The sequence below is a fragment of the Teichococcus wenyumeiae genome (assembly GCF_003696345.1).
GTDB classification, from domain to species: domain Bacteria; phylum Pseudomonadota; class Alphaproteobacteria; order Acetobacterales; family Acetobacteraceae; genus Pseudoroseomonas; species Pseudoroseomonas wenyumeiae.
In genome coordinates this window covers 62,389-68,423 of sequence record NZ_RFLX01000021.1, presented here as the reverse complement: position 1 = coordinate 68,423, position 6,035 = coordinate 62,389, and the positions used below count along the sequence as shown (strand labels likewise).

Below are 6,035 nucleotides of genomic sequence, written 5' to 3'. Positions count from 1 at the left end.
GTCAGCCATGGCAGCACCTCCGACGCCATGGAATCACAGCAAGATCAAAGCTCAAGAGGCTCATTAATAGGTCCTGAGCCTAGCTCAGGTTATTTGATGGCTGCCTTGGCCCTATCCCCGATACGTCATCTGCGATCCAGACTGCCACGAATTTTTCGCTGCCCAAGAAGCAGTTCATCCATGGCGTTAGTCCCGGACAAGCCGTTGCTGCCAAACCTCGGCCACGACGGCTGCATGGCCTTCTCGATCGTCGGGCGGCACCCCAGGGCATGCATGCCGGACAAGCGGCAAGCAAGCCTACACGGACGTGCCTGGCACCGAACATCAGGTAGATCTTCGCTGTTGAAGGAAGGCTATCCAAATTGTCGGAGGCCGCTCAGGCGACGCATTCCTCCAGCATCGCGCGCACCATGTCGGCCTGCAGCCTGCCGTTCTCCGCGATGAAGACCAGCCGCACCATCGCGCTGCCGGACGGAGAGGGCGGCGCGGCGCCGAAGGTCGCGCGTTCTCCGACCATCTGGAAGAGCATGGGTTTCTCCTGCCCCTCGAAGCGCAGGATCCCCTTTGCCCGAGCCAGCCGGGGTGCAAGGCGGCTGACCGCCATCTGGAAGCGAGGCAAGGAGAGACGGCGGTCCGCCGTCCAACTCAGGCTTTCGAAGCCTGGTGTTGAGAAGCGGGAGACGACCGGCACCGCACGGTCTGGTGCCTCGGGCGGTTCGTCGGCAAAGAAGAGCCCGGCCGGAATAGCGCCCTGGACTGCTTCCAGCACCGTCCTTGCCGGCAACAGGGCAAAGAGCCGGGTGCGCAGCGCGGCCAGTTCCTCCGCCGTCACCGTGTCGGCCTTGTTGAGCAGGATGAAGTCGCCCGAACGTAGCTGGGAAAGCAGAAGTGCATCCTCCAGCAACGGCGGCCGGTCCGTCAGCGCCCGAGCGTCGGCCACGCAGAGCACGGCGTCCAGTGCAGCCTCCCGCCAGATCACCGGGTCCAGCAGGCTGCGCACGACTTCCGCGGGGTCGGACACCCCGCTGGTCTCGATAACAATGCCCTCTGGCGGCGGCTCCTGCCGCAACAGCAGGGACAGGGTGCGCAGCAGGTCGCCTTGCAGGGTGCAGCAGATGCAGCCGTTCTGGAGCGCCACCACGCCATCGGCGCTGCCAGCCAGCAATTCCGCATCGATGTTGATGGCGCCAAAGTCGTTCACCACCGCCGCCAGCCGCTTTCCAGCTGCGTTCGTCAGCAGGTGGTTGATGACCGTTGTCTTGCCGGCCCCCAAAAAGCCGGTGACGAGCAGGACCGGAACCGGCATCAGCGCCGGACCGGCAGGCCCGGCCGTGGCGCGGTATCCAGCACGCCATCGGCAATGATCGGAACGCCGTTCACCAGCACGTGGCGCATGCCCTCGGCCGCGCGGTTCATGGTGCGGAAGTCTGCGCGGTCCCGCAGCGTTGCGGCGTCAAAGACCACGATGTCGGCGTCGCAGCCAGGCTGCAGCCGCCCCTTCCGGCGCATCTGGGGCGTGCTCTCCTCCAGGATACGGGCGGGGATGAGCGTGCATTTGGCGATGCCGTCCAGCAGCGGCATCGTCTTCCGGTCCAGCACGTACTGCCGCAGGAAGCGCGTGAAGGTGCCGGAGGAACGCGGATGGGAAGAAGCTTCCTCCGGCAGCGGCCATGCATCACCGGTGTAGACGGAGGCATCCGGCAGGGTCCAGGGCATGGCGTCAGAGGCGATGGCGCCGCCGGGATAAAGGATGGAGACATCCAGCAGCTCCTGGTGCCGCGGCTGCACGTCCACATCCAGAAAGTGGAAGAGCACGAGCGAGGCAGGCGTTTCCTCCTGCGCCGCCACCAGCTCCTCCCGCGAGGTGAAGCGGTGGCCGGTGGAGACCATCTGCACCGCGCCGTAGTCGCGCCCGGTGCGCTCAGGAAAGGCCGGGTCGGTGAAGAAGGCGGCGCCGAGCACGGTGGAGCCGGAACCGTAGGGATAGGCCTCCACGGTGATCTTGAGGCCGAGATCCTGCGCCTTGCGCACCAGTTCCGCCGAGCGCTCCACATCCAGCAGGCTGGTGCTGTTGAAGTGGCAGATGTGCATATGCGCGCCGGTCGAGCCCGCATAGCCGATCAGCCGCGTATAGGCCTCGATCGAGCTTTTGGGATCGACATTCGACATATAGGCGATGTGCGTATAGGTCGGCACCCCGCGTTCCGCCGCCAGGCTGCAGACAAGGGACATCTCCTTCACGCCGGTGCCAGGGGCATAGGCACTGGGCAGGCCGATGCCGATGCCGCCCTGGTCCAGCCCCTCCCGCACCCGGTGCAGCACCTCTGCCACCTCGGCATCCGTCGCCACCTCGTCCATCCAGCGGCGCTGGCGCGTGGCGCGGCCCATGAAGCCCAGCTCCGGCTCGGGCTGCATGCCGGTCATCGCGGCGATGCGGGCGGAAACCCAGGCGACGGCGGTGCCGTAATTCAGCACGCGGCCGGACTGCACCTGCTTCTCGTACCAGGCATCCACCGGCAGCACGCCCACCTCCAGCTCCAGCGAGGTGGTCACGCCATCGAAGGCCTGCATACGGTCGGCGGGGACGGATTGCCCGTGCCCGTGCAGGTCGATGAAGCCGGGCGCGATGCAGAGGCCGGAGGCGTCGATCTCCCGCGCCGCCGCGCCCTCCACCTGTCCGGTGGCGACGATGCGGCCGTCGCGGATGGCAACGTCACCGATGGCGTCCAGCCCCGTCTCGGGGTCCAGCAGCCGGCCGTTGCGGAGGATGATGTCATGCATGGGATCAGGCCTTGCGCACATTCCAGAAGACGGGCGCGGTGCCCGGCAACACGTCCTTCAGCGAGTTACGATAAGCGGTGGGCTGCTGGATCGTGCCGATGGGCACGTAGGGCACACTCTGGAAGGCTTCGCGCTCCATCTCTGCGGCCACGGCCTTCTGCGCTGCCTCGCCATCGGCGCGGAGCCAGGTGTTGCGCAGGTCCTCCAGCTTCGGGTCAGTGAACCAGCCGGGCCAGCCGGCGCGCCCATTGCCGCGCAGGGCGAGATGGGACGCCGGGCTCATGAACTCGGGCGCCACGGCGGTGGTGTGGAAGATGTTCCAGCCGCCTTCCTCAGGCGGCTTCTGGGAGGCGCGGCGGGCCAGCACGGTGCCCCAGTCGGTGGCCACCAGCTCCACATTCATGCCCAGCCGCTTCAGCAGATCCGCCGTCATGTCGCCGAGCGGCGCCAGGAAGGGCATGTCGGTGGGTGAGATGATGACGACCTTGCGGCCGTCATAGCCGCTTTCCTTCAGCAGGGCGCGCGCCCGGTCCATGTTGCCGTCCATGACCTCCCCGCCGGCGCCGGCCGAGAGGGGGTGCCGCAGGGAAAGAAGGCCTTGCACTCGCTGAACAGGGACGGGTCGCCCACCATCGCCTGCAGGTAATCTGGCTGATTCATCGCATGCAGCACCGCGCGGCGCACCCGCACGTCGTCGAAGGGCGGGTAGAGATGGTTGAAGCGCAGGAACACATAGACGCCCAGCGGATCGCGCGTGGTGACGGTGATGTCGCGGGAGCGCCGCAGGATGGGCAGCAGGTCGGCGGAGGCATTCTCGATCCAGTCCACCTCTCCGGTCGAGAGGGCGGAAGCGGCGGTGGAGGCATCCGGGATCACCTTCCATTCCACCCGTTCCACGAAGACGCGCTTGCCGCCCGCGGCGCCGTCGGCCGGCTCATCGCGCGGCACGTAGCCGTCGAACCTGGCATAGGCGGCCTGGCTGCCCGCCACCCACTCCTCCTTGAGGAAGCGGAAGGGGCCGGAACCGACTGCTTCGCGGATCTGCTCCTGCGGCGAGGTCTGGGCCAGCCGCTCCGGCATGATGAAGGGCACGGGGCTGGAGAGCTTGCCCAGCGCCTCGGCCAGCAAGGGGAAGGGCGCCTTCAGCCGGAAGCGCAGCGTGCGGTCATCCACCGCCGAAAGCTCATCCGTCTGCGCCATGAGGGTGGCGCCGAAGCCATCCCGCGCGGCCCAGCGGCGGATGCTGGCCACGCAATCCCGCGCGCGCACCGGCTCGCCATCATGGAACTTCAGCCCTTCGCGCAGGCGGATGGTCCAGGTGCGCCCCTCATCCGTCACCGCATGGCCTTCGGCCATCTGCGGCTTCAGCTGGAACCTGGAATCCATGCTGTAGAGCGTGTCGTAGACCATGTAGCCGTGGTTGCGGACCACGTAGCCGGTGGTCCAGACCGGGTCGAGCGCCGCAAGGTCGGACTGCGGCACGAAGCGCAGCGCCTTGTTGTTCTGCGCCAGGGCAGGGCGGGCGAGCGCCGGTGCGAATGCCACCGCAGCGGTTGCACCCAGCAGGGCACGGCGGGTCGGGGCAGGCATCTCGTCGTGCTCCTAGGAGTTGGCTGGCGCGAAGGGGTCAGCCACGCGCGGCCAGAACGGACGCGTGCGCTTGGTGTAGGGGATGTTCGCATAGTCCGGCGGGATGGCGCCGGGGGCAGCCACATAGCGGATCTCCCGCGCGACGGGCGCGAAGGCGGCGTGGAAGTGCTGCGTCGACTTCACCACGACGATGGCCTTGTCCTCCAGCGTGATGCCGAGGCCGGTGAAGGCGTCCGGCGCGAAGGTCTGCTGCCGCGTGCTGGTGAGGACGATGTCGATGCCCTCCGCCGAAACCCAGACGCTCGGCCCCAGGCCGGCGCGCCCGCCGCTCAGCCCCGTCTGGGTGAAGTTAGGATGGATCTTCCGCACCGTCACCATCAGGTCCACAGGATCGCCGGAGGAAGGGCCGCACTTGCCGCCGATGCGCAGCAGGAAGCTCGCGCCCTCGTCGGCCTCCCGGCAGAACTGCACCGCCTGCGGGTCCCAGAAGCAGCCGATCACCGCGCCCTTGACGCCCCGCTCCACCAGGCGGCGCAGGATAGCGGTATTGTCGGAGGGCGCGCCGCCACCCGCATTGTCGGCGACATCGGCCAGCACCACCGGCCCGCCCGGGCTGGCCAGCGCATGGTCGATGCCCTCGTCGATCGTGTCATGGCGGGTGGAGGTTGCTTCCCGCATGGCCCAGATCTCATCGCCCAGCGCCTTCGCCAGGGCCTGGGCCTTACCCATGTCGCCATCGGCGATGACGACCATCTTGGCCCCCACTTCCTCCACGTCGCCCCAAGGGAAGCCGTGGCCGAAGGAGATGGACAGGATGCCGTCCTTGCCTTCCAGCGCCTGCATGCGGGCGACAAAGGATTTCATTGGCTCGGCCGGCGTGCGCCACATGCTGACCATGCGGCAGTCATGATAAGCGGTGACAGGCCGCACCTCGCCCCGCGCCGCCCGGGTGCAGAGGGCATAAAGCTCCTCGGCCCGTTCGGCCATGTCGGTATGCGGGTATTCCTTGTAGGTGATGATGGCATCCGCGCTGCTGCGCATCAGCTCCGTCAGATGGCAGTGCAGGTCCAGCTCGATGCCTATCTTGGTGTCGGTGCCGACCACCGCGCGCACGCAGGCCAGCGTGTCACCCTCGCAATCGTCATAGCCATGGGCGACCATGGCACCGTGCATGGAGAGCAGGACAACGTCCACCGGCCCTGCCTGCCGCAGATCCTCCAGCAGCATGTCCCGCAGCCCTTCATAGACATGCTGCAGGGTGGTGCCGGCGGGCTGGGCGGAGGTGCAGATGCTTTCCACCACCTCATGCCCATCAGCCTCCGCCAGGCGGCGCCAGGCGATCAGCGGCACGTTGCCGGCCACGGGCGGGTTGCGGCTGCCATCGTTGCGAAACCAGAGCCGCCCCTCCTTGAAGCCAGCCCAGCCGGTGGGGATAGGGGAAAAGGTATTGGTTTCGGTCGCCAAGCCCGCGATAAAAATCCGCACGTCTCAATGCTCTCCAGCCGTTTCGCCCCCGGCCTTTTCGGTGCGAGGCACCTCCAGTTGATCCAGAGTTGTTCGATACTGAAACCGCCTTGCCGGGTACGTCAACCTGAAGGCGGGAGTACGCATTCCACTGGCTCCACCCCGTCGGAGCAGAGGCGAGCGGATGCCGCAGTCGCAAG

3 protein-coding genes and 1 pseudogene are annotated in these 6,035 nt (G+C 67.3%); all 4 read right to left on the bottom strand.

The genetic code is table 11. The features are described 5' to 3' along the window. Positions 1 to 376 precede the first annotated feature (376 nt). The 4 genes and pseudogenes from EBE87_RS20990 to EBE87_RS20975 all read right to left on the bottom strand — a co-directional run bounded on the left by EBE87_RS20990 (position 377) and on the right by EBE87_RS20975 (position 5,856). Positions 377 to 1,306, bottom strand: a complete 930-nt coding sequence (locus EBE87_RS20990; RefSeq protein ID WP_120638099.1) for a CobW family GTP-binding protein — start codon at positions 1,304 to 1,306, stop codon at positions 377 to 379. Beyond that, positions 1,306 to 2,781, bottom strand: coding sequence for an amidohydrolase family protein (locus EBE87_RS20985; RefSeq protein WP_120638098.1), 1,476 nt, complete (start codon positions 2,779 to 2,781; stop codon positions 1,306 to 1,308). The genes EBE87_RS20990 and EBE87_RS20985 overlap by 1 nt, the downstream gene beginning before the upstream one ends. Positions 2,782 to 2,785: 4 nt before the next feature. Beyond that, a pseudogene (locus EBE87_RS20980) lies at positions 2,786 to 4,371 on the bottom strand (ABC transporter substrate-binding protein). Between the two features lie 12 nt (positions 4,372 to 4,383). Continuing rightward, entirely contained in the window at positions 4,384 to 5,856 is a 1,473-nt protein-coding gene (locus tag EBE87_RS20975) for a M81 family metallopeptidase (RefSeq protein WP_120638097.1), read from the bottom strand. Positions 5,857 to 6,035: the final 179 nt, after the last annotated feature.

What these genes read in the sequence shown, in the direction of transcription:
- EBE87_RS20990 (WP_120638099.1), bottom strand. Translation starts at nt 1,306, where the DNA reads ATGCCGGTTCCGGTCCTGCTCGTCACCGGCTTTTTGGGGGCCGGCAAG.
- EBE87_RS20985 (WP_120638098.1), bottom strand. Translation starts at nt 2,781, where the DNA reads ATGCATGACATCATCCTCCGCAACGGCCGGCTGCTGGACCCCGAGACG.